The sequence below is a fragment of the Flavobacterium bizetiae genome, from assembly GCF_024271895.1.
GTDB classification, from domain to species: domain Bacteria; phylum Bacteroidota; class Bacteroidia; order Flavobacteriales; family Flavobacteriaceae; genus Flavobacterium; species Flavobacterium bizetiae.
On the sequence record NZ_CP091861.1, the window covers coordinates 95,765 to 118,806 of the forward strand.

Consider the following 23,042-nt stretch of genomic DNA (forward strand, 5'->3'; position numbering starts at 1 on the left):
TTCTCCTTCGTCGAAATGACAAACTATATAAAAAACCAATCTTAAGAATGAAAAAAGAACTACATATCTTCTTTACCTCTCTAATGTTTTACACCAGGATTCCGTGTCCTAAAAACATTGATCATCATCCTGATTATTTAAACAAAGCCACTCGATATTTCCCTTTAATTGGATGGATTGTTGGCAGTATATCATTTTTGGCTTTTTATCTTTTTTCTCTTTTTCTTTCAACAGAAACTGCGGTAATTTTTGCGCTGATTATTTCTGTACTTACTACGGGAGCTTTTCACGAAGATGGCTTTGCTGATGTTTGCGATGGTTTTGGCGGAGGATGGACAAAAGAGAAAATCCTAATGATTATGAAGGATAGCGCTATTGGCGCTTACGGAGCAATTGGTTTGGTTTTACTTTTTTTACTAAAATTCAAATTACTTTCAGAATCTGTTTCGCTTTTTAAAGGGGATAATGCTATGGCGCTTATTCAGGTTTATCTTTTATTTGTTTCGGCTCATGCTTTAAGCCGTTTGGCGGCAATCTCCATTATTTTTACGCATGAATATTCTCGAGATGATGCTTCGAGCAAAAGCAAACCCATTGCCAAAAATCACACCTGGAAAGAAATTTCAGGTTCCTTTTTCTTCGGGTTATTCCCATTATTTGTTTTCTCTTATTTCCGCTATCAATTTCTTTTTGCTTTGGTTCCGGTTTTTATCATGCGTTATTTTTTAGCTCGTTATTTTCAGAAATGGATTGATGGTTATACAGGAGATTGCCTTGGCGCGACACAACAGGTTTGTGAAGTTATTTATTATTTAAGTATTCTTTTGATATGGAAATTTATTTAGTTCGTCATACCGAAACAATTTGCGAAAAAGGGGTTTGTTACGGACAATCTGATGTGGGTTTGGCAGAACCTTTCGATTCGGTTTTTGAAAATATCGTTTCGCAATTACCTTCTGAAGCAATCATTTTTTCGAGTCCTTTAAAACGCTGTGTTATTTTAGCCGAATACATTCAGCATACTATTAAGACAATTTCATTTGAAAAAGAAGATCGCTTAATGGAAATGAATTTTGGCGATTGGGAAATGAAAAACTGGAACGAAATCCCGCCAGAACAACTTAATCCCTGGATGGAAGATTTTGTAAATATTAGTGTTTCAAATGGGGAATCTTTTATTGCGTTGCACGAACGTGTGGGTGACTTTTTTTCTCAACTTTCAAAAGAAATAATTACGCCAATAATTATTGTAGCCCATGCCGGCGTGATTCGCAGCATTTTATGTCACCATACTTCTTTACCCTTAAAAGATGCTTTTAATAATAATGTAGATTTTGGCGAGGTAATAAAAATAATACTTTAAATGACCTTTTGTTGAGAATATCTTCTTTATAATCAAACAAATTAGAAAAATCGACATTTTTAACTTTATCTTTGCAAACAATTAAGGTTGTGTTATTTCGAAACACATTAAAAGGGAATCAAGTAATCATTAGAAAATCTTGAGCTGTACCCGCAACTGTAAGCTTAGTTCTGAAAAGAATGTTTGTTGTTATCTCCAATACCACTGCTCGCCCCGGCGAATGGGAAGGTAAACAGCAAAACGCAAGCCAGGAGACCTGCCTTTGTAACCAATATCGAACTCTCGGGAAAAAGAGTGCAGAAATTATGACTTTAAAAAAGCTTTTCGCGTTTTGTTTATTACTATTGTGCCATATTGTTGGGGCGCAGAATGATTCTATTAATAAGTTAAAAGAAGTCATCGTTTCTGATGCGAATCTTAAAAAATACTCTGCCTCACAATCGGTTCAGGTATTAAATGATTCCGTTATCAATAAAAACGCTTCTTCTTTAACGTCTCTTTTAAATTTCAATACTGTCATTTATTTTAAAGAAAATGGTCTTGGTATGACATCCGGACCTTCTTTTAGAGGAACTACTGCAGCACAAACAGCAGTTATCTGGAATGGCATCAATATTAATTCACAATTTTTAGGTCAAACGGATTTCAACACCATCGGAACAAGAGATTTTAATTCTATTTCTGTGAAAGCTGGTGGAGGAAGTGTTTTATACGGAAGCAGTGCCATTGGCGGAAGCATTCACCTTAATAATGATTTGAGATTTAAAAATGAATTCTCGAATCAGGTATTTTTTAGCTTAGGAAGTTATAATACTTTGAGTGCCAACTATCGCATTAATACCTCTTCTGACAAATACAGCTTACAAGTCAATATCTCCAGAAACAGCTCTGATAATGATTTTAAATATCCCGGCACAAAAGATGAGAGAAACATAAATGGTGAATATTATAACACCAGCATGAACACCACTTTTGGATATAAAATAGATGCCAAAAACACCATAAAAGCATACAGTCAGTTTTATGATGCAGAGCGTCATTTTTCTTTAATTGTACCCACAGAAACCAAAACAAAATACAACGATTTTAATACCCGAAATTTATTAGAATGGGAAAGTGTATTGAATCGTTTTACTTCAAAATTGAAATTAGCCTATATTGGAGAATCGTATAAGTATTTTGCTAATATAGATTCTGAATTATTTACCTACGGAAAAGTTGAAACTTCTATCATAAAATATGATTTGGCTTTTGATGTAAATGATAAAATCAAACTAAATGGTATTGTCGATTACAATCGTAATAAAGGATATGGTTCGAGCATCGATCAGGCAAAAAGAGAAGTTGGCTCAGCTAGCTTACTTTTAAGTCATTTAGTTACTGAAAAATGGGATTATAATGCCAGTATACGTCAGGAAATAACCGATAATTTTGGAAATCCATTCCTATTTTCTTTTGGAACACGTTATCAATTCACTGATTTTTATCGTTTGAAATTTAATGCTTCAAAAAATTTCAGAATGCCTACATACAATGATTTGTTTTGGGAAGGAAGTGGTAATCCTGATCTAAGACCTGAAACTTCTTATCAGGCAGAAATTGGTAATGAGTTTTTTACAAGGAATTTCTCTGTCTCTCTGACAACCTATTATAATTCGATCAAAGACTTATTACGCTGGGTTCCTACTGAAGGAAGCGGTGGTGCCTGGGCGCCTGAAAACACAGATAAAGTAAGAGCCTATGGTGCTGAAATACTTTTAGAATGGAAACCAAAAATAGGCAGCAACAATTTTACAGTAAACGGAACTTATGCTTATACGGTTTCTGAAAGCAAACAAATGATAAAAGGAGAATCTGTTTACAAGCAATTGATTTATGTTCCTTACCATAAACTAACAGGATCGGTTTCTTATAATTGGAAAAAAGCATCTTCTTATTTTCAATATTTATACAACGGAGATGCTTATACAACACCTTTTAATAATCCTGCAACCAAAGTAAAAGATTATAATATTGGTAACGTTGGTGTTGATTACGATTTTGGAAAAAAGAACAGTTACAAACTTGGTGTACAAGTTTTAAATATCTGGAATGAAAATTACCAACCCGTTTCTAACAGACAAATGCCGGGAAGAAATTTTACAATATACATAAACCTTAATTTTTAAATACAATGAAAAGATTTAACAAACTATTTTTAACTGTCATATTAAGCTCGGCATTTTTTGTGTCATGTAGCAGCGATAATGATGATACAACACCGGAACCTCGTGGCAATTACGAAGGGGGATTATTTATTGCAAATGAAGGTCAATTTTTGAAATCGAATGGAAATGTATCATATTTATCAGATGATTTAAAAATTGAAAACAATATTTTTTCTTTATTGAATCCTGAAAAAACAAAAAATGATATTATTCAATGCATTGGTTTTAATGGAAACTTCGCTTATTTGATTGTAAATAATACGAATAAAATTGAAGTAGTAAACAGATACACCTTCAAAAGCGTTGCGACTGTTACTACAGACATCAAAACCCCTAGATATATTGCTTTTGCAAACGGAAAAGGATATGTTACAAACTGGGGAGACGGAAATGATTCAAAAGATGATTATGTAGGGATTCTTGATCTTACTACAAACACGATTACATCTAAAATTTCTGTAGTTGAAGGACCTGAAAAAATAATTGAAAACGGTGGTAAACTTTATGTAACTCATAAAGGTGGTTACAACTTCGGAAATTCACTAACTATAATTAATGCTGCAACTAACTCGGTAGTAACTAACTTTGAGGTAGGTGATATGCCTGCAGGATTGGTAAAAGACAATGGAAGTTTGTATATTTTATGCGAAGGATATCCTTACTATGCTCCGAAACAAACAGCTGGTAAATTGGTAAAAGTCAGTCTAAGCACGAATACTATTACTTCAACTCTTAGTTTTGACGGTATAACACATCCTGGATATTTAGATATTGAAAACGATAAATTATATTACACTATCGACAGTAATATTTACTCTCTTGCTACAAGCGCTACAACTTTACCAACCGCTCCAATTTTCAAGGCTACTGAGGTTACCTCACTTTATGGACTGGCCGTAAAAAACAGCAAAATATATGTTGCAGACAAAGTAAATAATGTAGATAATGGAGATATTTATATCTATTCTCTAACAGGAAAACTTACTAATGAATTTAGCGTAGGCGTTAATCCAAACGGATTTTACTTTAATAATTAATTATTTAAGTATTTTAGAATTTGTTTTTGGAATATTCTAAAAATAAAAAAGGCTTTCAGAAATGAAAGCCTTTTTTATGTCTTTATTTTAATGATCTTAGAAGTCCTTCAGGAGCATCTTTCACATACATTTGATTTCTTACTCCATCCATTGCTTTGGCATCGGTAAAATTCTTTAAAACTATACCACTGTCCAATTGCGATTTTTTAGCAGTCGCTCCGGTAATTTGCGAAATAGCAACACTCAATAATGGTTCTGATGTATCGCCTAAAACTCCCAAATTACTAATACGCTCTAATTGCTCGAAAGTTGGTTTTAAACCATCTGTGTATTCTCCGAAATCAGCAGCATTTACAATTTTAAGTACCAAAGGCTGCATAGCATATTTGTGATTTAGATTTCTTTTTGCTTTTCCAAAAGTTGGAGAATCGTATAAAGTAACAGATCCTACGTTTTTACCAATTGTTGTCTCTCCTACCTGAACTACTGAAATATAAGGCACTAAACCATTTATCACCAATTCACTGGCAGAAGCTGTACCTGACGTAGTCAGAATATATACTTTAGACAAGTTCAGACTATTTATCGGACTTCCGTCTATTTTGTCTACAAAACGATTGTTTAAATATTCCGGATTATCAATTTCAAAAGCAGCATTTATCTTTGCGTTCCATTTTTCTTTAGCAAAAATTTTACCTGTATATTGTCCAGTAATCATACTTGCCAAACGAGTGGCAGTTTGTATAGAACCTCCTCCATTATATCTTAAATCCAGAACAAGATCTGTAATTCCCTGCGATTTAAATTCGGCGAAAGCCGCATTTAATTGTGCATCGTAATTGGCATAAAAACCATTATACATCAAATAGCCAATTTTATGACTTCCTGAAGTAATTACTTTATTGATGAAAATAGGATTTTCGTCTAAAGTGCTTTTTACTAATGAAACTGTTTTTCCGTTAGATTCAAAACTAGTCCCATTAAGAGTACCAAAACTCAAAGTATAACTATCGGCAGATAAAAGAGATCTATAATTTGAAACGGTAAGTTGAGTTCCGTTTACTGCTGAAAAAATATCACCACGTTTGATTGCTTTTCCTGAAGCATCAGAATTAGGAATAATGTAACGTACATAACCCAGTAAATCTGTTGTACTACCAGGTTTATAACTTAATCCAAATTCTACTCCGTTATTTTTTGTAGTTCCCTGTAGTTCCTGCTCTAAAACAGTGTAGTCAGAAACGATCCAGCTAAAACGATCAATTGCCTGACCTTTTGGGAATTTGCTAATGGGTTTATTTAATAAAGCCTGAAATAAATCTTCCGGTTGAGAATATCCTCTTAAAAAAGAGTTCAATGCTTCCTGATTATTAAAACGATCATCGGCTAAATTTGGCACATCGGCTTGCCATAAATAAAACTGATTTAAACCTTTCCAAATGAAATCCTTAACCTGCAAATCAGCTGGTGCAGCAACATCATCCTGATCCTCACAAGACTGTAAAGAAAAAGCTAGTAAAAATAATAACAGTACACTCTTTAAAATTGTTTTCATATAGTAGGTATCTATGTAGTACTAACGTAAAAATAGTATCTTTAGTTTTAACATTAATTATTTTTATTGTATTTTTTTTAATAAAATTCACATCTGTCGTGTAACAAAAATAATAGTGCCTCGTCTTGACTATATAAGCTAACGAGTAACCAACGAATAACCAACCAATTTTATGAATCAGAATGTGTTTATAGAATTAATAAATCCTTTTAAAGACAAAGTTTTTCGTCTGGCAAAAAGATTATTAACCAGTACAGAAGAAGCCGAGGACGCTACACAGGAAGTGATAGTAAAATTATGGAATAAAAAAGAAAATTTAGACTCTTATAATAGTATTGAAGCACTCGCCATGACAATGACCAAAAATTATTGTCTGGATCAGTTAAAATCTAAAAGAGCCGGAAATCTTCAAATTGTTCATAATAATTATACTGACCGGGAACCTCAGCTGGATAAAAAATTAGAGGATTCGAACAGTTTAGAATGGGTTGAAAAAATTATAAGTCAGTTGCCCGAACAATTACAAATATTAATTCAGTTACGCGATGTTGAACAATATGAATTTGATGAAATTGCGAAAATTGTCAACATGAATGAAACGGCTATTCGGGTAGCACTTTCGAGAGCGAGAAAAAAAATAAGAGAGTCAATGATTAACACACACAGTTATGGAATTCAATAAAATAGAAGATATATTAGAAAAATACTTTCAGGGAGAAACCAGTATTGCCGAAGAAAAAGAATTAAAAGATTATTTTTCATCACCAAATATTGCGCAGCATTTAGAACAATACAAACCTATGTTTGGTTATTTCTCTCATGTAAAAGAACAGAAATCGACGCAGGAAATACCACTAAAAACTAACAAACAAAATGTGGCGTGGTTATCGATAGCGGCTTCTGCTGTTGTTTTACTAGGAATTGGAACCTATTTTTATGTAAGCGAAAAAAATACAGTAGACACTGTAGCGCAAACAGAATTAGGAACTTATGATGATCCGGAAGAAGCACTTGCTGCAACGCAAAAAGCTTTGGCCTTATTATCAAGCAACGTTAATGTAGGTATCGGAAGTGTACAATACATTAGACAATACGAAGAATCAAAAAACAAAATTTTTAAACAATAATTAAAATCAATCAAATGAAAAATTTCATCATAACACTAGTTTTAGCATTCGTTAGCCATGCATTTTATGCACAGGGAGCATTTGACAAATTTGATGGTCAGGACGATGTAACCTCAGTAATTGTAAACAAAAAAATGTTTGATTTAATGAGTAAAGTAAAAGCTGATCCTTCTGATAAAGAAACCCAGCAATACATTAACCTGATTAAAAAATTAGACAACTTAAAAGTGTTTACTACTAAAAATCCTAAAATTGAAGCTGACATGAAAGCTTCTGCTGACAAATATGTAAAAACAGCAGGATTAGAAGAATTAATGCGCATTAATGATGGTGGCAGAAACGTTAGAATATCTGTAAAATCAGGAGCAACAGACTCTCAGATAAGAGAATTATTAATGTACGTTGACGGAGCGAAAAAAGACGAAACTGTTTTATTATCGCTAACAGGTAATTTTGATATTAACGAAATTTCAGTACTTACAGACAAGATGCAACTTCCTGGTGGTGCTGATCTAAAAAAAGCCTCTAAAGGCAAAAAATAAAATGAGAACTAACATTTTTACCTCAGCCCTTTTAGTGTTACTAACTTTAGTAAGTTGTAATTCTGAACCTTCATTGCAGAAATATTTTGTAGAAAATACAGACAATAAAAATTTTATTGCTCTTGATGTTTCGCCTAGTATTTTAAATGTAGAGAAAACAAAATTATCAGCAGAACAAAATGAAGCTTTAAAATCATTTGATAAGATGAACATCCTGGCTTTTAAAGCTAATGCTACAAATCAGGTTCAGTTTGAAGCAGAAAGAGCCAAAGTCAAAGCGATTTTAAAAGATCCAAAATACCAGCAATTGATGAGTTTTGGCTCAGGTAAAGATGGCGCATCAATAAGTTATGTAGGCGCTGATGATAACATTAAAGAGTTTGTAGTTTTTGCCAATAGAAAAGAAAACGGTTTTGCAGTAGTGCGCGTTTTGGGCGAAAACATGAACCCAAATAATATCATGACATTAATGTCTGTTCTAAGAGAATCAAAAATCGACATGGAACAATTAAAGCCTTTGCAACAACTGGTTAAATAATAACATCTATCCTATTTTAATAAAAAAGCTCTCATTTGGGAGCTTTTTTTATGCCTAATTTTTACAAGATTATACTGCCTAATATTTATTGCTTTTTATTTTGATCCGGATCTAATTTAATTATATTTGCACCTAACCAAATAAGTTTTTTAATTTAAAACTTACTAAATAACTAACCTTATACCCTTATCAATCATCTTGAAAAAAGCATTAAAAATTGCGCTTAAAATATTCTTAGTCTTTTTAGGATTTATTCTAATTTATCTAATTGCTGTATTTTCTCTTTCTAAAATCACAGTACAACAAGAACCCAACACAAAACCTGAAGTCGAAATTTATATTTTAACCAATGGCGTACATACTGATATTGTAATGCCAACCAAAAGCGACCAGATCGACTGGAGTCAAAAAGTACAATTTGCTAATACAAAAGCTGCCGATTCTACTTATAAATATCTCGCCATGGGTTGGGGTGACAAAGGTTTTTATTTAGAAACGCCAGAATGGTCAGGCTTAAAAGCTTCTGTCGCATTCAAAGCTGCTTCAGGATTAAGTAATACTGCTATTCACGCTACATACTACAAATCTTTAAAAGAAGGTGATGATTGCAAAAAGATGATGATTAGCAAAGAACAATACGATCGTTTAATACAATACATCAACAATAGTTTTCAAAAAGATGCTTCAGGCAATTTCTTTCCTATAAAAACAGACGCTAATTACGGTAAAACTGATGCTTTCTATGAAGCCAACGGAAGCTACAGTTTGTTTCATACCTGCAATACCTGGGCCAACAGCGCCCTGAAAGCAAGCGGGCAAAAATGTTGTTTCTGGACGGCTACAGATTCAGGAATTTTTTCTAAATACAAATAATTTAATATATAAACATGATACAAAAAACATCGAATGCCTTCATAGCGGCATCTTGGGTAGCTCTTGGAGCAGGAACAGTTGGTTTTATAGTAGGTCTTGCAAGAGCCGAAATGTTATTAAACGAAAAAGGATATTATTTTACCGTTTTAATGTTTGGTTTATTTGCCGTTGTTTCATTACAAAAAAGTGTTAGAGACAGACTTGAAAAACTTCCTGTAACTGATATCTACTACGGAATCTGTTGGTTCGGAACTCTTTTATCTATTGTATTATTAGTTGTAGGCCTTTGGAACGCTACAATTTTACCAAGTGAAAAAGGTTTTTATGCATTTGCTTTTCTATTAGCGCTTTTTGGTGCTATTTCGGTACAAAAAAATACAAGGGATAATATGTCATTTAGCCAAAGTGAATAATCTTAAAACATAATTAATTAAACCAACTTCCAAATTAAACCACAAAAAAAGCTCCAATTTTCATTGGAGCTTTTTTAATATCAGGATTTGAGATTATTTACTCAAATACATTTTTCTTCTAGAGTACAATTCGTAGAATTGATCGTCTTTTAAGTCATCAATAAACAAGATGCTTTCTCCTGTTGATTTCATTTCTGGCCCTAATGCTTTGTTTACATTATGGAATTTACTGAAAGAGAAAACCGGTTGTTTGATCGCGTATCCTTTTAATTGTGGATTAAAATCAAAGTCAGTTACTTTATTGTGACCTAACATTACTTTCGTAGCGTAGTTTACATATGGTTCTCCGTAAGCTTTTGCAATAAACGGTACCGTTCTGGAAGCTCTAGGATTTGCCTCGATAATATAAACTGTATCATCTTTTATCGCAAACTGAATGTTGATTAAACCAACTGTTTTCAGCGCTCTTGCAATCTTTTTAGTATGATCTTTTATTTGCTGCATTACGAATTCTCCTAAGTTAAAAGGAGGCAAAGTAGCATTACTATCTCCAGAGTGAACTCCGCAAGGTTCGATATGCTCCATAATTCCTATAATGTACACATTTCCGTCAGCATCACAAATTGCATCAGCTTCAGCTTCGATTGCTCCGGCTAAATAGTGATCTAAAAGTAATTTATTTCCTGGAATCGTTTTCAATAAGTTGATAACGTGCTCTTCAAGTTCTTTTTTGTTGATTACAATTTTCATTCCCTGACCTCCTAATACATAAGAAGGACGAATCAATAATGGGAAGTCTAAAGTATCTGCAAGTGCAGAAGCCTCATCAGCAGTTTCAGCGATTCCGAATTGTGGGAAAGGAATGTGTAATTCTCTCAATAAATCTGAGAAACGTCCTCTGTCTTCCGCTAAGTCAAGTGCATCAAAACTAGTTCCGATGATTTTTACTCCGTATTTAGATAATTTTTCAGCTAATTTCAAAGCCGTTTGACCACCTAATTGTACAATAACACCTTCTGGTTTTTCATGTTGAATGATGTCATATATATGTTCCCAGAAAACTGGCTCGAAGTATAATTTATCTGCCGTATCAAAATCAGTCGAAACCGTTTCAGGATTACAGTTGATCATGATCGTTTCGTAACCACATTCTTTAGCAGCCAAAACTCCGTGTACACAAGAATAATCAAACTCAATTCCTTGTCCAATTCTGTTTGGTCCTGAACCAAGAACTATAATTTTCTTTTTCTCTGTTACAATACTTTCGTTATCTACATAACGCTCACCGTTTGCTTTTTCGATTTCGGCCTCAAAAGTCGAGTAATAATAAGGTGTTTTTGCTTTAAACTCAGCTGCACAAGTATCAACCAGTTTAAACACACGGTTAATATTTTTATCCATACGTAAAGTATGTACTTCGCTTTCAAGACAATTTAACATGTGAGCAATTTGTCTGTCGGCAAAACCTTTTTGTTTCGCTTCAAGCAAAAGTTCTTTAGGAAGAGTCGAAATTTTATAGTTCGAAATTTCTTTCTCTAAAGTATAAAGCTCTTCGTATTGTTTTAAGAACCACATATCTATTTTTGTGATTTCATGAATACGGCTCAACGGAATTCCCATTGCGATGGCATCATAAATTACAAAAACACGATCCCAACTTGCAAAAGTTAGTTTCTCGATAATCTCTTCGTAGTTTTTATATCCTTTTCCGTCAGCACCTAAACCATTTCTCTTAATCTCAAGAGATTGAGTTGCTTTATGTAAAGCTTCCTGGAACGAACGTCCAATTCCCATAACTTCACCAACAGATTTCATCTGAAGACCTAAAGTTCTGTCAGCACCTTCGAATTTATCAAAGTTCCAACGTGGTATTTTTACGATTACATAATCAAGAGTTGGTTCAAAAAGAGCCGAAGTTGATTTTGTAATTTGGTTTTGCAATTCATCAAGATTGTATCCTAAAGCTAGTTTAGAAGCAATTTTAGCAATTGGATAACCCGTTGCTTTTGATGCTAAAGCTGATGAACGAGACACACGAGGATTAATCTCGATCGCTACGATATCTTCTTTTTCGTCTGGTGAAACTGCAAATTGTACGTTACAACCTCCCGCAAAATTACCAATACTACGCATCATCAGGATGGCATAGTCACGTAATTTCTGGAATGTAGTATCTGATAATGTCATCGCTGGTGCAACTGTAATCGAATCTCCGGTATGAATTCCCATCGGATCCATATTTTCGATCGAACAAATGATTACAACATTATCATTTTTATCTCTTAAAAGTTCTAACTCATATTCTTTCCACCCCATCAAAGCTTTGTCGATCAAAACCTCGTGTATTGGCGATGCTTCAAGACCGCGAGTTAAAAGTTCATCAAAATCTTCTTTTTTGTAAACAATTGCTGCTCCTGTTCCTCCAAGTGTAAATGAAGGACGAATTACAAGCGGAAAACCAAATTCCTGTGCAATTTCTTTACCTTCTAAGTATGAAGTAGCCGTTTTTGCAGGTGCAGTTGGTACATTAATTTTTTCTAAAAGCTGTTTAAATTGCTCTCTGTCTTCGGTAATATTAATTGCGTTTACGTCAACTCCAATTAATTTTACTCCAAAATCCTGCCAGATTCCTTTTTCTTCAGCTTCCAAACATAAATTCAAAGCAGTTTGTCCACCCATTGTTGGCAAAACCGCATCAATTTGTGGATGTTCTTTCAGAATCTCAATAATCGATTTTGTAGTTAAAGGTTTCAAATATATATGATCGGCCATTGTTGGGTCGGTCATAATAGTCGCTGGATTCGAGTTTATCAAGATAACTTCAATTCCTTCTTCACGAATAGAACGAGCAGATTGAGATCCTGCATAGTCAAATTCGCAAGCTTGACCAATAACAATAGGTCCTGACCCTATTATTAAAACTGATTTTATTGATGTGTCTTTAGGCATTTTGTATGTATTGTGTAGTTATTATATGTATTCAAAAACATTCACAGTGCTTTAGAAACTAGAATGTTACATTTTTTTTACCGACAAGGTATAAAAAAAGGCGATACTAAAAAAGTAATCGCCTTATGTATGTTTATACAAACATTATTTTTTGTGTCTAGGCTCGCTAGAAACAGTTAATTTATGTCTTCCTTTTGCTCTTCTACGCGCTAGAACTTTTCTTCCATTCGCAGAAGCCATTCTGTCCATAAATCCGTGCTTATTTCTTCTTTTTCTTTTCGATGGTTGAAACGTTCTTTTGCTCATTGCTTTGTATCTTTAAAATGGTATCTAATATCTGTTTTTCTGTTTTACAATAACCTTATTCTAAAACCGAGTGCAAATATACAAAGACTTTTTTTTCTGGCAAGTACTTTAATAAAAATATTTTTAATTCATTTTACTATATTTGCAATCACAAATATATAACTATTATGTTTCACAAAAATATTAAACTTATTTTAGCCGGACTTCTTGTAGTTGCTGGCATCTGGCAATTTACTGAAAGCAATATCGGAAACGGAATCTTCCTTATATTATTGACGGCAATTCCGATTTTTCTTTACTTTAAAAACGAATTTATCCTTTTAGCCTTCCTTAAATTAAGAAAACAAGACTTCGAAGGGGCTAAAAAATGGCTGGCATACATCAAAAACCCAGAAGCTGCATTAGTAAGAAAACAACAAGGATACTTTAATTACCTTCACGGAATTATGTTATCTCAAACCAATATCAACCAAGCCGAGAAACATTTCAAAAAAGCAATCGAACTTGGACTATCAATGGACATGGATTTAGCCGTAGCAAAATTAAACCTTGCAGGAGTTGCAATGTCACGCCGCAGAAAGCTTGAAGCAACTAACCTACTTAACGAAGCTAAGAAATTAGACAAGCAAGGAATGCTAAAAGAGCAAATCACTATGATGAAAGAACAAATGAAGAAAATCTAATTTTTTTTTCAAATTTCAATATTTTCAAAATCCCAAATTCCAATGTGAATTTGGGATTTTTTCATTTTAGATGAAAGAGTTTAGATTTTCCTTTTTAAATTCATTTTATCAGTTTCAGCGAAACCCGACAGGTTTTTAAAACCTGTCGGGTTTACTATACGCCACTATCTTTGTCAAAGTTTAAAACTTTGACAAAGATTCTTAACCGCAAAACATTTGGAATTTGATCCCTAATTCGAGATCTAAAACTACACGAAAAACATTGTTATGAAAATGATTGTCCTAGCCCCGATAGAAGTGGAAATCCTTTTGTGCCGGGGTTCGGCACAAAAGATTGTAACGGATAGCGGGATTAGCTCCTAAAAAAAGTTATTGTCTCTTGCATTAACATATAGTTTGTCATCCTGAGGAACGAAGGATCACACCAGAAATTCCGCAAACTTAATCGCCAATCTTTGTCGAATTGCGAGTGTGATCCTTCGTTCCTCAGGATGACAACATTGCGCATAATTGGAATTTCCTTAAATTTTAATCCTCCAAAATAATCGAAGGCAAATTCTCATTCAGCCATTTATATTTATTCAGAATCATAATGTGTGTTCCGCCTTTTACAACAATACAACTATTGATATACTTAATAGGAAAAACATCATCCTGATCGCCGTGTATATGAACCACTTTTGTATCTATCTCACTTCTATCCCATAAAATAACCGATTCCACTGCCCATTGCAAATATTTTAGATCGCGAACCGCAAGGAATTTCTCGTACAACTTAATACGTTTATTGACTTTTTCTCCAAAAGAATATTTTGCCAGATTTTCGATATTCAAAATCAGCTTCATCGGAATCAGCTTGTAGGCTTTCGTTTTTTTACCAATTTTCATTCTTCGAGGAAATTCGACATTACTTCTCACACTCGAAATAATAATCACTTTTCGCGCCTTGATATGTTTGGCGATTTCCTGAACCAGAATTCCGCCAAAAGAAACTCCAATTAAAACCGGATTCTCGTGTTTGATGTTTTTCGAAATTCTAAGTGCATAATCAGACAGAGATTCTTTTGTCTGCGGAATTTCCCATTCTAGCAAACAAACCTCAAAAACAGATTCATCTAATTTGATTCTTTCAAAAATAGCAGGACTAGCTGCCAGACCAGGCATAAAGTATACAGGAATTTTACTCATTTAACAGAAAGAGATTATGGTTACAAATTTTAATTGCATGCTAAAATTACTTTTTTTAGCAATATGCACTGCAAATCTTACACCATAATTAATTTAAACATAATAAATCTACAAAAAGACATAGTTAACCCAAGCCTTTAGAGGACTAACAAAAAATAATTTCATATTGAAAATCAAATGATTACCTTTGCACTCATTATAACCATTATCAAAAGATTCATCCGGGACCTTTTGCACATTACTATTAACGTTCTTTTTCTATTATTTTTTTAATTCAATCCCCAAAAAACATGACTAATATGGAACCTATTGAAACTATGGAAATCAAAGACAATACTTTTGCAAGACAATTTGAAACCATAGTCCCTGAAGGATTACTTTCTGTTGAATATTCATTTCAGGAGAAGAAAATCTTTCTAACCAAAATCAACTCACCAGAAGGTTTTGACAATCAAGCATTAATTGATGTAGTACTTAAAAACATCATGGAACTTATCATCGAAAAGAAATTCAGATTAATGCCTATTCATCCTCGAATTGTATTGTTTATCAAAAAAAATCCTCAGTATAAGGAATTACTTCCTCCCGGGATTAGAATTTAATTTTAAAAATATCCAATAAGTCTTAGCCATAGTCCGCCGATAACCATGTAAATAAGCAACATTGTTAATCCGGTAACTAACCCTTTGACCCACCAACTTTTTAAATCGACGTAGCCGCTCCCAAAGAAAACAGGTGCCGGACCGTGACCATAATGCGTTAAAGTTCCGTAAATTGACCCTACAAAACCAAGCATAAAAGCGAGTAGTAAACCCGGAATTCCAAGCGAAACACCTACACCAAGTAAAGCCGCATACATCGCAGCGACGTGTGCGGTTGCACTTGCAAAAAGATAATGGCTAAAAAAGTACACCAATATAATAATAGGAAAAGCCATTTGCCAGCTTAAACCTCCAATTTCAGCTTTTACCAAATTACTAAACCAGCCAATAAAACCCAATTCGTTGAGCGAACTGGCCATCATTACTAAAACCGAAAACCACACAATTGTATCCCAAGCACCTTTTTCGGCTTTTACATCTTCCCAGGTTAAAACCGAAGTAAGTAATAAAATCACCAAACCAATAAATGCAGTTGTTGTGGCATCAATAGAAAACAAATCTCCTGTCATCCACAAAAACAATAAGATAAAGAAAGTCAACAACATCATCCACTCGTTACGTGTTATAGGCCCCATTTCTTTTAATTTCTGAGCGGCAATTTGCGGAGCATCTCCTGTTTTCTTTAATTCTGGCGGATAAATTTTGTACAACACTAATGGAATTACAAAAAATGCCACCAAACCCGGAACAATAGCTGCTGTTGCCCACGAAATCCAACTAATCTTGATACCTAAATTAAGCGCAAATTTTTGACACATTGGGTTACTCGCGGTTCCGGTTAAAAACATAGAAGATGCTATTAAGTTAGCATTATAACTGCTTAAAGTAAGATACGAACCTAATTTTCTGTGTGTTTCAGGCTGATCAGGCATTGAGCCAAAACTCATTGACATCGATTTCATGATAGGATAAATAATCCCTCCTCCTCTTGCCGTATTACTTGGTACTGCCGGAGCCAAAACCAAATCAGCTAATCCTAAACCATAGGCAAGACCAAGCGAACTTTTTCCGAATATTCTAATGAATAAAAAAGCGATTCTGTTTCCTAATCCTGTTTTAATAAAGCCTCGTGCAATAAAAAACGAAATTCCGATAAGCCAGATTACTTTATCTCCAAAACCTCTTAAGGCCAAAGTGATTGATTTTCCTGCTTCACCCGGAGCCAAAACTTGCGAAAAAGCAGTCAATGCGATCGCAATCATACACATAGTTCCCATTGGGGCAGCTTTTAAAATAATCCCCAAAATAGTGGCTACAAATATGGCAAATAAGTGCCATGCTTCGATTACAACACCATCCGGAGCAGGAATTAACCAGATTGCAATTCCAACTACAAGTGTGATCAGGGCTTGAGGAATTTTTACTTCTTTCATAAAAATAAGAATTAAATTAAATATTATTAAAGTCGCAACTGAAACTGAATCAGGAACAAGTTGTCACTATAGTATGATGTATCAGGAATATCTTTATCGTACTTATCGATTTCAAATCCCATCTCAATACGACCGGTATATGCTTTACCAAATTCAAGACTTATCATAGGTGTATAAGTCCTTCTTAAATTGGGATTTGTTTTAAAATTATTATCAAAAGATTCAAATCGGCAGGATAATTCCAGCGAAGTTAATTTTTTATAATCTACCAGATATCTCAGGTTAGGTAAAAAATAAATACCACGCATTTGATAATCATCAATTTTTGAAGTTCTGCCTTCAGGAGGCAAAGTAAAATACAAATTTTGATTCGTTCCTTGTTTATATTCGATTTGCAAATCAAAAGTAAACTTGTCTGTTAGTTTAAAATCACTTGTAATATCTACACCTACAGCAAAAACTTTTTGATTCGATCTTTTTCCGATTCCACCATTTAAACCCAGATCTATCTTATGCAATTTTGACAATCCAAAAACCAATCTTGTGGCATATTGTTTCCCGTTATCATTGTCCATTTCCTGATTTCTTCCATTCCCATTTAAAACAGAAACAGCATAGCTAAAAGGAATTTTTCCAAGATCAACAGATCCTGATGCAGAAGCACCAATTTGAAAACTTGTCCAGCCATTTTTTCCAAATTCGTAATATTGGTTAGAGAAGTCGAATGATTTAATGATATCAACCGGAACCAATTCCTCAATACCAAAAGCAGGCCTGAATTGCCCTCCTGTTAAAGCCAGATATCGATTAAAAGTATATTTCCCGTAAGCGTTCTCCAAAACTTTACCTTTAGGATCTGATTTAAAATCAGCTAAATTCACTAAAATCACAACTTCTGTCGCTTCGCTTAGTTTTGTATTTAATCCTACACGCATTCTTTTAATATCAAACGAACTTTGAGTAACCTCGCCTGTCGAATGATGCACTCCCAAAACATCGACATTATCGCCAAAACTTTCTAAATATCTAGCCTGCAAAAGACCTTTAAATTGAAACTGAGGATACTTAACACTACTTTCAGAATCTTCAGGCGCTGGTGTATTGGCCGTTTGTGCATTCATAAAAAGTGGCATTATAAAAAGAACAAAAAATAGTATTACGTGTAAATTTTTACTCATAAGCATTATAACTAAAAAATTAAGTCAATTAGCAATTATAAAGAACCTCGTTTTATCTTCTATTAGAACCTCCGCTTGCCGGCCTTGCCGTCGCTGGTCGCGTTGTTGGTTGCGTTGGTCGTACAGCAGGACGTGTAGACGGACTAGTTGGTGCAACTGGTCTTGTCGTTGGTCTTGTTACAGGTTGCGTTGGCCTTGTTACTGGCTGCGTTGGTCGTACAGCTGGTCGGGTCGACGGATTGGTTGGAGTTACAGGACGCGTTACAGGTCTTGTTGTATTTCCAGGTCTGGTCGACGGATTTGTAGGTCGTGTTACAGGTCTGGTCGTATTTCCAGGTCTGGTTGACGGATTAGTAGGACGCGTTACTGGTCGAGTCGTATTTCCTGGTCTCGTTGAATTTCCAGGTCGTGTTGGTCTTGTAACGGGTGCCGGTCTTTTATAATCTCTACCATTATAAGTAGTATTATAACGTCCGTTCGTTCTGTTATTTCGAACAATTACGGATGTATTTCTTCTTGACGAATAGCTATTATAATATCTTGGATTTCTTATCACAGCAGTTCTGCGATAGTAAGGACTTCTGTAATAATGCCCGTGATAACCCCAATAATCATGGTAATAAACCGGACGCCAAGGACGCCAGTATGGCGGATAGTAGCCCCAATGCCATGGAGATCTGTAAGCAACATATATTGGAGAAAACAAAAACAGAACAACCGGCCAGGCACTTACACTGGTAGTGACATAACTCGGATTGCTAGTCGTTGTATTATAATTATTCGTTGTATTATTATTTACAATTACGGTAGTATTGCCTTTATAACCGGGATTTGGTGTTCCGGAAGTGGCATCAGCAGGTTCAACAATATAATTTTTACCGTATAAATCTTCATCGCCAATGGCCTGAACGTGAATATTGTTCTTTTTATCTTTATCCACTTCGATAACAGCGACATCTTGTGTTTCATTATTATTTACAGCAACCTGAAGTACAATTACATGCGTATTACCTTCTTTATGACTTTCTACTTCGATATAATCAATTTGTCCGTCATCATTTAAATCTAAATTATTAACTTTATTATCCGGATCGTTTAATGCTTTTTCAAAATCTTCTAAAGTTTTAGATTTTTGAAAAATATCCAATACCGCGAACAAACTAAGATTATCGCCCGGCAAACCTAAAGCAACAGGTTCATTATCTGTTTGAGAAAATACAGGCAGACTATATAAACCAATCATTAAAATAGCAAAAAATAAAATACTCTTTTTCATATTAATAATAGTTTAGTACAATTATGCTGACTAAGGTATAAAAAAAACGTAAGAATTTAACATTACTGTATAACTTTCTATAATTCTCAAAAAATCCACTTAAAATATTTTAATTATACATCAATTTAGGCGCTATAAACCATTTAAGTAAGATTAATATCCTTAACTTTGTGAATACCCCCTTTTCTTGTAACCTATATTTTATAATATCTTACAAAAAACTGTTTAAGATTTATTACTACCATAGAAACAAAATTACGATGAAAAAACACTTACCTATTTTCATTTTCTTTCTTTCGCTTACTTACAGTTATGGTCAGATCGAGGTCTCGACAACTCTGGAAGACGCTATTAATAAAGCTATAGCTAAAAGCGTTTCACTAAAGAATAAAGACTTAGATATTGAGAAATTAAATCTTCAGGAAAAAGGAGTCTGGAATAAGTACATTCCAACTGTTGAAGCCAGTGCTTTGTATTCTTATTTTGATAATAAACTTACCGTCGATCTTCCTACGGCTACCATACCTATTGTAAATTATCCATTATTTGATGGAAAAACAGCTTTTAAAAATTACGGAAATATTTTTAACGGAAGTGTCATGGCCAAAACAGTTCTTTTTAGCGGAATGCAAATTCCAAATGGAGCCAAAGCCATTCACGAAAAAACAAAAGGAACCGAGTTTTTAAAAGAATCCGAAAAAGATCAAATTATAAAAGATGTCATTAATACATTCGACCAGCTTGAGCTATTAAAACAAATAGACCAACTTATAAAAGATAGCGAAAACCGACTGGAAACAGAAACAAAACGTGTTACAAAAGCCATAGAACAAGGACTTGCGGTTCCGTATGACAGGGATAAAATCAAACTGGCTTCTCTAGAACTGGCCTCTAAAAAAATTGAACTGGATGGCAAACGAAGATTGGTTTATAAAAAAATTCAATATCTAACGGGATATTCTATTAGCGATATTGAGCAGGTTCAATACAATTTGGTTCCGTATTTAATTACAGATTCAAAATTAAGTACAGAAAACAAACAGGAAATAAAAGCTTTAGAATCTTTTAAAACTGCTTACGAGTATTTATTAAAAAAAGAAAAAGGAACTTATTTACCCACTTTAGGCGCTTTTGGAGGTGTCTCCTACTCTAGTTTATTTGATGCGAACGCAACAACGCCAGTTATTACAGGAATAAACCAGGCTTTGTACTTAGGTTTAAACGAAGTAACCATAAGCAACAATTGGGTTGTAGGTGCTGCCATGAAATGGGAAGTTTTTTCTGGCTTTGAAAGAAAACACAAAGTACACGAGGCCAAAATAAACATCGAACAAGTACAAAACCAGATCGACGATACTAAAGAAAAGCTAGAATTACTTCTCGAAAAAAACTTTGTTGATTATAGCGTTCTGACTCAAAAAATTGACATTACACAACAACAGGAAAAAGTAGCAGGCAACAATTTGAATCTGGCCATAAAACAATATAAAGAAGGGCTTATCAATATATCTGAACGTCTGGAAGCCGAAAATGATTCTTATAAAGCCTCTGTAAACAAAACCACTACTTTAATCGAACAGCGATTATCAGCAATTGAAACCATTATTGCAACTGGCGATTTATCAAAAAAATTATCTAAATAAAAGTTCTATTTTATGAAAAAAGCAATTATCGTAGTCAGCTTTATTCTTGTTTTTATAAGCTGTCAAAAAGAGAAAAAAGAAAATGTAATTCAGGGAAAAATAGAAAAAGAACAAATTGCCGTTGTAAGCAAAGTACCGGGCAAGATTTTAAAAATCTTTGTCAAAGAAGGTGACATTGTACAAAAAGGAGATACTCTGGCTCTTCTTGATATTCCGGAAGTTGATGCTAAAAAAAGCCAGGCCGAAGGTGCTGTTATATCTGCCAAAGCCCAATATAAAATGGCCGTAAAAGGAGCCACTGAAAATCAGATCAAACAGCTTGAAGCCAAAAAAATGGGACTAAAAGAACAATACGAGTTTGCTCAGAAATCGATTAAACGATTGACTAATATGCTCAAAGATTCTTTGATATCGCAACAAACCTACGATGAAACTTTTGCTAAATACCAAGGCGCTCAGGCACAATACAATGCTGTTGTTGCTGAGTTAGACGATGCTAAAAAAGGTGCGCGTATCGAACAACAAACCATGGCATTAGGACAGCAAGACCGAGCTCTTGGTGCTTTGCAGGAAGTAGAAACTGCCGATAAGGAACGCTATATTATTGCACCACAAGATATGAGCATCGAAACTATTACACTAAATCTTGGCGAACTGGCTTTACCCGGCTACACTTTATTTAACGGATATATTGCGAATAGCACTTATTTTCGATTTACAATACCCGAAAATCAGTTGGGTCAATATAAAAAAGGTCAGGAAATAACGGTTCATGTTCCTTATAAAAAAGAAGACATAAAAGGAACCATTACTACAATAAAGCAATTGGGAGCTTATGGTAATATTGCAACCGCATATCCGGATTATGAAATGCAGGAAAGTTTATTCGAAATAAAAATAACACCTTCTAACCTGGACGAAACAAAAGATCTTATCACAAAAACAACTGTTACTTTATCTCTTTAACTATGCAAAATTTCTTTTCATTGCTTAAACGGGAATTCAGATTATTCTGGAGCAATAAAGTCCTTAGACTATTGTTTATTGGAGCACCAATTCTGTATGGCGTTTTATTGGGATATGTTTACGGTAAAGGAAAAGTAACCGATTTGCCTATCATCATTGTCGATCAGGATCGCTCTGAATTAAGTTCAAAAGCCATTCAGATGTTTGAGGACAATGAGGTTCTTTCGATTGCTTCAATCTTGTATGATCAAAATAATCTTTCGCAAATTGCAATTCAAAAAGAAGCGACTTGTGTTGTTATTATTCCGAAGGATTTTGAAAAAATGACACTTACCAAAAAGTATCCGGAAATTACAACGATCGTAAACACCTCGAATGTTTTAACAGCCAATTACGCTTCAACCGCCATACAGGTTTGCCTTGGAACATTAAAAGCAGGAGTTCAAATCGAAACCTTAAGAAAACAAGGTGTTCCTGAAAATTTACTGGCATCGCAATACGAACCTTTTAAAACTACTTTTATAAAAAAATACAATCGAAGCACCAATTATATGTACTTTCTTTGGCCGGGTGTTTTAGCCACCGTTTTGCAACAAGTTCTTTTATTGGGATTAGCGCTTTCGTTTGCTTCAGAATTTGAAAATGGCACTTTTAAAGATTTGGTTAAAAGATGTCCTTCAATTTTGAACTTACTAGCCGTAAAAATCATTCCTTATATGATTATGAGTTTTGGCATTTGGATTATTTACTGGCTTTTTACTTTATGGTTCAGATTGCCTTTTTACGAAAATCTATTACCACTTACTTTTATTGCCGGAATATTTGTGCTCTCCGTTTCCTTCATTGGTATTTTGGTGAGCATTTTAGTTCCAAGCCAACTAAAAGCAACAGAAATTTTAATGGTAATTGCAACTCCAAGCTTTATCCTAAGCGGATTTACCTGGCCTTTAAGTCAAATGCCTCAAGCAGTTCAGGCAATTGCAAATGTGATTCCGTTAACGCATTTTCTGAAAGCTTTTAGAATATTAATCATAGAAAACGGTTCTTTTTCTCAAACTACAAAACCCATCTGGAACATGATTATTATAGGTATTGTATGTTTTATAGCCGCCTTTATTGCTTTACATTTTAAAAAGAAAAGTGTTTTAAAACAAGCTTAACCA

22 protein-coding genes and 1 riboswitch are annotated in these 23,042 nt (G+C 34.1%); of the genes, 15 read left to right on the forward strand and 7 right to left on the reverse strand.

Annotated features, from left to right (window positions below):
• Window positions 1-47: 47 nt before the first annotated feature.
• From L0669_RS00505 to L0669_RS00520, 4 genes are all read left to right on the forward strand, one after another.
• The gene (locus L0669_RS00505; RefSeq protein ID WP_263760523.1) at window positions 48-845 is read left to right on the forward strand and encodes an adenosylcobinamide-GDP ribazoletransferase; all 798 of its coding nucleotides are present in this window, start codon (window positions 48-50) and stop codon (window positions 843-845) included.
• Window positions 830-1,363 (forward strand): alpha-ribazole phosphatase, encoded by a 534-nt coding sequence (cobC, locus tag L0669_RS00510; RefSeq protein ID WP_263760525.1) that lies wholly within the window; start codon window positions 830-832, stop codon window positions 1,361-1,363. Before L0669_RS00505 ends, cobC begins: the two co-directional genes overlap by 16 nt.
• 67 nt (window positions 1,364-1,430) lie before the next feature.
• A riboswitch (cobalamin riboswitch) is annotated at window positions 1,431-1,641 on the forward strand.
• 27 nt (window positions 1,642-1,668) lie between these two features.
• Window positions 1,669-3,531: a TonB-dependent receptor plug domain-containing protein gene (locus L0669_RS00515; protein ID WP_263760527.1), complete on the forward strand. Its 1,863-nt coding sequence runs from the start codon at window positions 1,669-1,671 to the stop codon at window positions 3,529-3,531.
• 5 nt (window positions 3,532-3,536) lie between these two features.
• Complete coding sequence (locus L0669_RS00520; RefSeq protein WP_263760529.1) at window positions 3,537-4,607, forward strand: YncE family protein; 1,071 nt, start codon at window positions 3,537-3,539, stop codon at window positions 4,605-4,607.
• An 82-nt stretch (window positions 4,608-4,689) separates the two neighbouring features.
• On the opposite strand, the gene L0669_RS00525 is transcribed toward L0669_RS00520, so the two are convergent.
• Window positions 4,690-6,162, reverse strand: coding sequence for a S41 family peptidase (locus L0669_RS00525; RefSeq protein WP_263760531.1), 1,473 nt, complete (start codon window positions 6,160-6,162; stop codon window positions 4,690-4,692).
• 172 nt (window positions 6,163-6,334) lie between these two features.
• Between L0669_RS00525 and L0669_RS00530 the strand changes: the two genes are divergently transcribed.
• The 6 genes from L0669_RS00530 to yiaA all read left to right on the forward strand — a co-directional run bounded on the left by L0669_RS00530 (window position 6,335) and on the right by yiaA (window position 9,655).
• A complete protein-coding gene (locus tag L0669_RS00530; RefSeq protein WP_173970396.1) occupies window positions 6,335-6,844 on the forward strand; it encodes an RNA polymerase sigma factor in 510 nt (169 codons plus the stop codon).
• Window positions 6,831-7,289, forward strand: a complete 459-nt coding sequence (locus tag L0669_RS00535) for a hypothetical protein (protein WP_263760533.1) — start codon at window positions 6,831-6,833, stop codon at window positions 7,287-7,289. The genes L0669_RS00530 and L0669_RS00535 overlap by 14 nt, the downstream gene beginning before the upstream one ends.
• Window positions 7,290-7,303: 14 nt before the next feature.
• Window positions 7,304-7,831 (forward strand): DUF4252 domain-containing protein, encoded by a 528-nt coding sequence (locus L0669_RS00540; protein ID WP_173970394.1) that lies wholly within the window; start codon window positions 7,304-7,306, stop codon window positions 7,829-7,831.
• Between the two features lies 1 nt (window position 7,832).
• Window positions 7,833-8,369 carry a DUF4252 domain-containing protein gene (locus L0669_RS00545; protein ID WP_263760534.1) on the forward strand — a complete coding sequence of 179 codons (537 nt, stop codon included), beginning with the start codon at window positions 7,833-7,835 and terminating at the stop codon, window positions 8,367-8,369.
• A 198-nt stretch (window positions 8,370-8,567) separates the two neighbouring features.
• Entirely contained in the window at window positions 8,568-9,242 is a 675-nt protein-coding gene (locus L0669_RS00550) for a TIGR02117 family protein (RefSeq protein WP_263760536.1), read from the forward strand.
• A 14-nt stretch (window positions 9,243-9,256) separates the two neighbouring features.
• Window positions 9,257-9,655, forward strand: coding sequence for an inner membrane protein YiaA (yiaA, locus tag L0669_RS00555; RefSeq protein ID WP_263760538.1), 399 nt, complete (start codon window positions 9,257-9,259; stop codon window positions 9,653-9,655).
• A gap of 93 nt (window positions 9,656-9,748) precedes the next feature.
• On the opposite strand, the gene carB is transcribed toward yiaA, so the two are convergent.
• Together carB and rpmH are read right to left on the reverse strand one after the other, a co-directional pair.
• Window positions 9,749-12,604 carry a carbamoyl-phosphate synthase large subunit gene (carB, locus tag L0669_RS00560; RefSeq protein ID WP_263760540.1) on the reverse strand — a complete coding sequence of 952 codons (2,856 nt, stop codon included), beginning with the start codon at window positions 12,602-12,604 and terminating at the stop codon, window positions 9,749-9,751.
• A gap of 144 nt (window positions 12,605-12,748) precedes the next feature.
• Window positions 12,749-12,910, reverse strand: coding sequence for a 50S ribosomal protein L34 (gene rpmH, locus L0669_RS00565; protein WP_008464848.1), 162 nt, complete (start codon window positions 12,908-12,910; stop codon window positions 12,749-12,751).
• A 167-nt stretch (window positions 12,911-13,077) separates the two neighbouring features.
• Here rpmH and L0669_RS00570 point away from each other — a divergent pair, with 167 nt between their 5' ends.
• The gene (locus tag L0669_RS00570) at window positions 13,078-13,593 is read left to right on the forward strand and encodes a hypothetical protein (protein WP_042567304.1); all 516 of its coding nucleotides are present in this window, start codon (window positions 13,078-13,080) and stop codon (window positions 13,591-13,593) included.
• A 528-nt stretch (window positions 13,594-14,121) separates the two neighbouring features.
• Here L0669_RS00570 and L0669_RS00575 read toward each other — a convergent pair.
• Window positions 14,122-14,781, reverse strand: coding sequence for an alpha/beta hydrolase family protein (locus L0669_RS00575; protein ID WP_263760542.1), 660 nt, complete (start codon window positions 14,779-14,781; stop codon window positions 14,122-14,124).
• A gap of 290 nt (window positions 14,782-15,071) precedes the next feature.
• Between L0669_RS00575 and L0669_RS00580 the strand changes: the two genes are divergently transcribed.
• A complete protein-coding gene (locus L0669_RS00580) occupies window positions 15,072-15,383 on the forward strand; it encodes a GNAT family N-acetyltransferase (protein ID WP_228520454.1) in 312 nt (103 codons plus the stop codon).
• Between the two features lie 2 nt (window positions 15,384-15,385).
• Here L0669_RS00580 and L0669_RS00585 read toward each other — a convergent pair whose 3' ends face one another.
• From L0669_RS00585 to L0669_RS00595, 3 genes are all read right to left on the reverse strand, one after another.
• Window positions 15,386-16,816, reverse strand: a complete 1,431-nt coding sequence (locus L0669_RS00585; protein ID WP_173970387.1) for an anion permease — start codon at window positions 16,814-16,816, stop codon at window positions 15,386-15,388.
• 26 nt (window positions 16,817-16,842) lie between these two features.
• Window positions 16,843-17,937: an OprO/OprP family phosphate-selective porin gene (locus L0669_RS00590; protein WP_263760543.1), complete on the reverse strand. Its 1,095-nt coding sequence runs from the start codon at window positions 17,935-17,937 to the stop codon at window positions 16,843-16,845.
• A 109-nt stretch (window positions 17,938-18,046) separates the two neighbouring features.
• Complete coding sequence (locus L0669_RS00595) at window positions 18,047-19,270, reverse strand: hypothetical protein (RefSeq protein WP_263760545.1); 1,224 nt, start codon at window positions 19,268-19,270, stop codon at window positions 18,047-18,049.
• A gap of 260 nt (window positions 19,271-19,530) precedes the next feature.
• Between L0669_RS00595 and L0669_RS00600 the strand changes: the two genes are divergently transcribed.
• From L0669_RS00600 to L0669_RS00610, 3 genes are read left to right on the forward strand one after another with little or no spacing between them, the layout of a single operon-like run.
• Entirely contained in the window at window positions 19,531-20,913 is a 1,383-nt protein-coding gene (locus L0669_RS00600; protein ID WP_263760547.1) for a TolC family protein, read from the forward strand.
• Window positions 20,914-20,925: 12 nt separating this feature from the next.
• Window positions 20,926-21,879: an HlyD family secretion protein gene (locus L0669_RS00605; protein WP_263760549.1), complete on the forward strand. Its 954-nt coding sequence runs from the start codon at window positions 20,926-20,928 to the stop codon at window positions 21,877-21,879.
• Between the two features lie 2 nt (window positions 21,880-21,881).
• Window positions 21,882-23,039, forward strand: a complete 1,158-nt coding sequence (locus tag L0669_RS00610; RefSeq protein ID WP_263760551.1) for an ABC transporter permease — start codon at window positions 21,882-21,884, stop codon at window positions 23,037-23,039.
• Window positions 23,040-23,042 lie beyond the last annotated feature (3 nt).

Bases quoted from the DNA above. Each gene is read 5' to 3' on its own strand.
- L0669_RS00505 (WP_263760523.1), top strand. From the start codon at position 48: ATGAAAAAAGAACTACATATCTTCTTTACCTCTCTAATGTTTTACACC.
- cobC (WP_263760525.1), top strand. From the start codon at position 830: ATGGAAATTTATTTAGTTCGTCATACCGAAACAATTTGCGAAAAAGGG.
- L0669_RS00515 (WP_263760527.1), top strand. From the start codon at position 1,669: ATGACTTTAAAAAAGCTTTTCGCGTTTTGTTTATTACTATTGTGCCAT.
- L0669_RS00520 (WP_263760529.1), top strand. From the start codon at position 3,537: ATGAAAAGATTTAACAAACTATTTTTAACTGTCATATTAAGCTCGGCA.
- L0669_RS00525 (WP_263760531.1), bottom strand. From the start codon at position 6,162: ATGAAAACAATTTTAAAGAGTGTACTGTTATTATTTTTACTAGCTTTT.
- L0669_RS00530 (WP_173970396.1), top strand. From the start codon at position 6,335: ATGAATCAGAATGTGTTTATAGAATTAATAAATCCTTTTAAAGACAAA.
- L0669_RS00535 (WP_263760533.1), top strand. From the start codon at position 6,831: ATGGAATTCAATAAAATAGAAGATATATTAGAAAAATACTTTCAGGGA.
- L0669_RS00540 (WP_173970394.1), top strand. From the start codon at position 7,304: ATGAAAAATTTCATCATAACACTAGTTTTAGCATTCGTTAGCCATGCA.
- L0669_RS00545 (WP_263760534.1), top strand. From the start codon at position 7,833: ATGAGAACTAACATTTTTACCTCAGCCCTTTTAGTGTTACTAACTTTA.
- yiaA (WP_263760538.1), top strand. From the start codon at position 9,257: ATGATACAAAAAACATCGAATGCCTTCATAGCGGCATCTTGGGTAGCT.
- carB (WP_263760540.1), bottom strand. From the start codon at position 12,604: ATGCCTAAAGACACATCAATAAAATCAGTTTTAATAATAGGGTCAGGA.
- rpmH (WP_008464848.1), bottom strand. From the start codon at position 12,910: ATGAGCAAAAGAACGTTTCAACCATCGAAAAGAAAAAGAAGAAATAAG.
- L0669_RS00570 (WP_042567304.1), top strand. From the start codon at position 13,078: ATGTTTCACAAAAATATTAAACTTATTTTAGCCGGACTTCTTGTAGTT.
- L0669_RS00575 (WP_263760542.1), bottom strand. From the start codon at position 14,781: ATGAGTAAAATTCCTGTATACTTTATGCCTGGTCTGGCAGCTAGTCCT.
- L0669_RS00580 (WP_228520454.1), top strand. From the start codon at position 15,072: ATGACTAATATGGAACCTATTGAAACTATGGAAATCAAAGACAATACT.
- L0669_RS00585 (WP_173970387.1), bottom strand. From the start codon at position 16,816: ATGAAAGAAGTAAAAATTCCTCAAGCCCTGATCACACTTGTAGTTGGA.
- L0669_RS00590 (WP_263760543.1), bottom strand. From the start codon at position 17,937: ATGAATGCACAAACGGCCAATACACCAGCGCCTGAAGATTCTGAAAGT.
- L0669_RS00595 (WP_263760545.1), bottom strand. From the start codon at position 19,270: ATGAAAAAGAGTATTTTATTTTTTGCTATTTTAATGATTGGTTTATAT.
- L0669_RS00600 (WP_263760547.1), top strand. From the start codon at position 19,531: ATGAAAAAACACTTACCTATTTTCATTTTCTTTCTTTCGCTTACTTAC.
- L0669_RS00605 (WP_263760549.1), top strand. From the start codon at position 20,926: ATGAAAAAAGCAATTATCGTAGTCAGCTTTATTCTTGTTTTTATAAGC.
- L0669_RS00610 (WP_263760551.1), top strand. From the start codon at position 21,882: ATGCAAAATTTCTTTTCATTGCTTAAACGGGAATTCAGATTATTCTGG.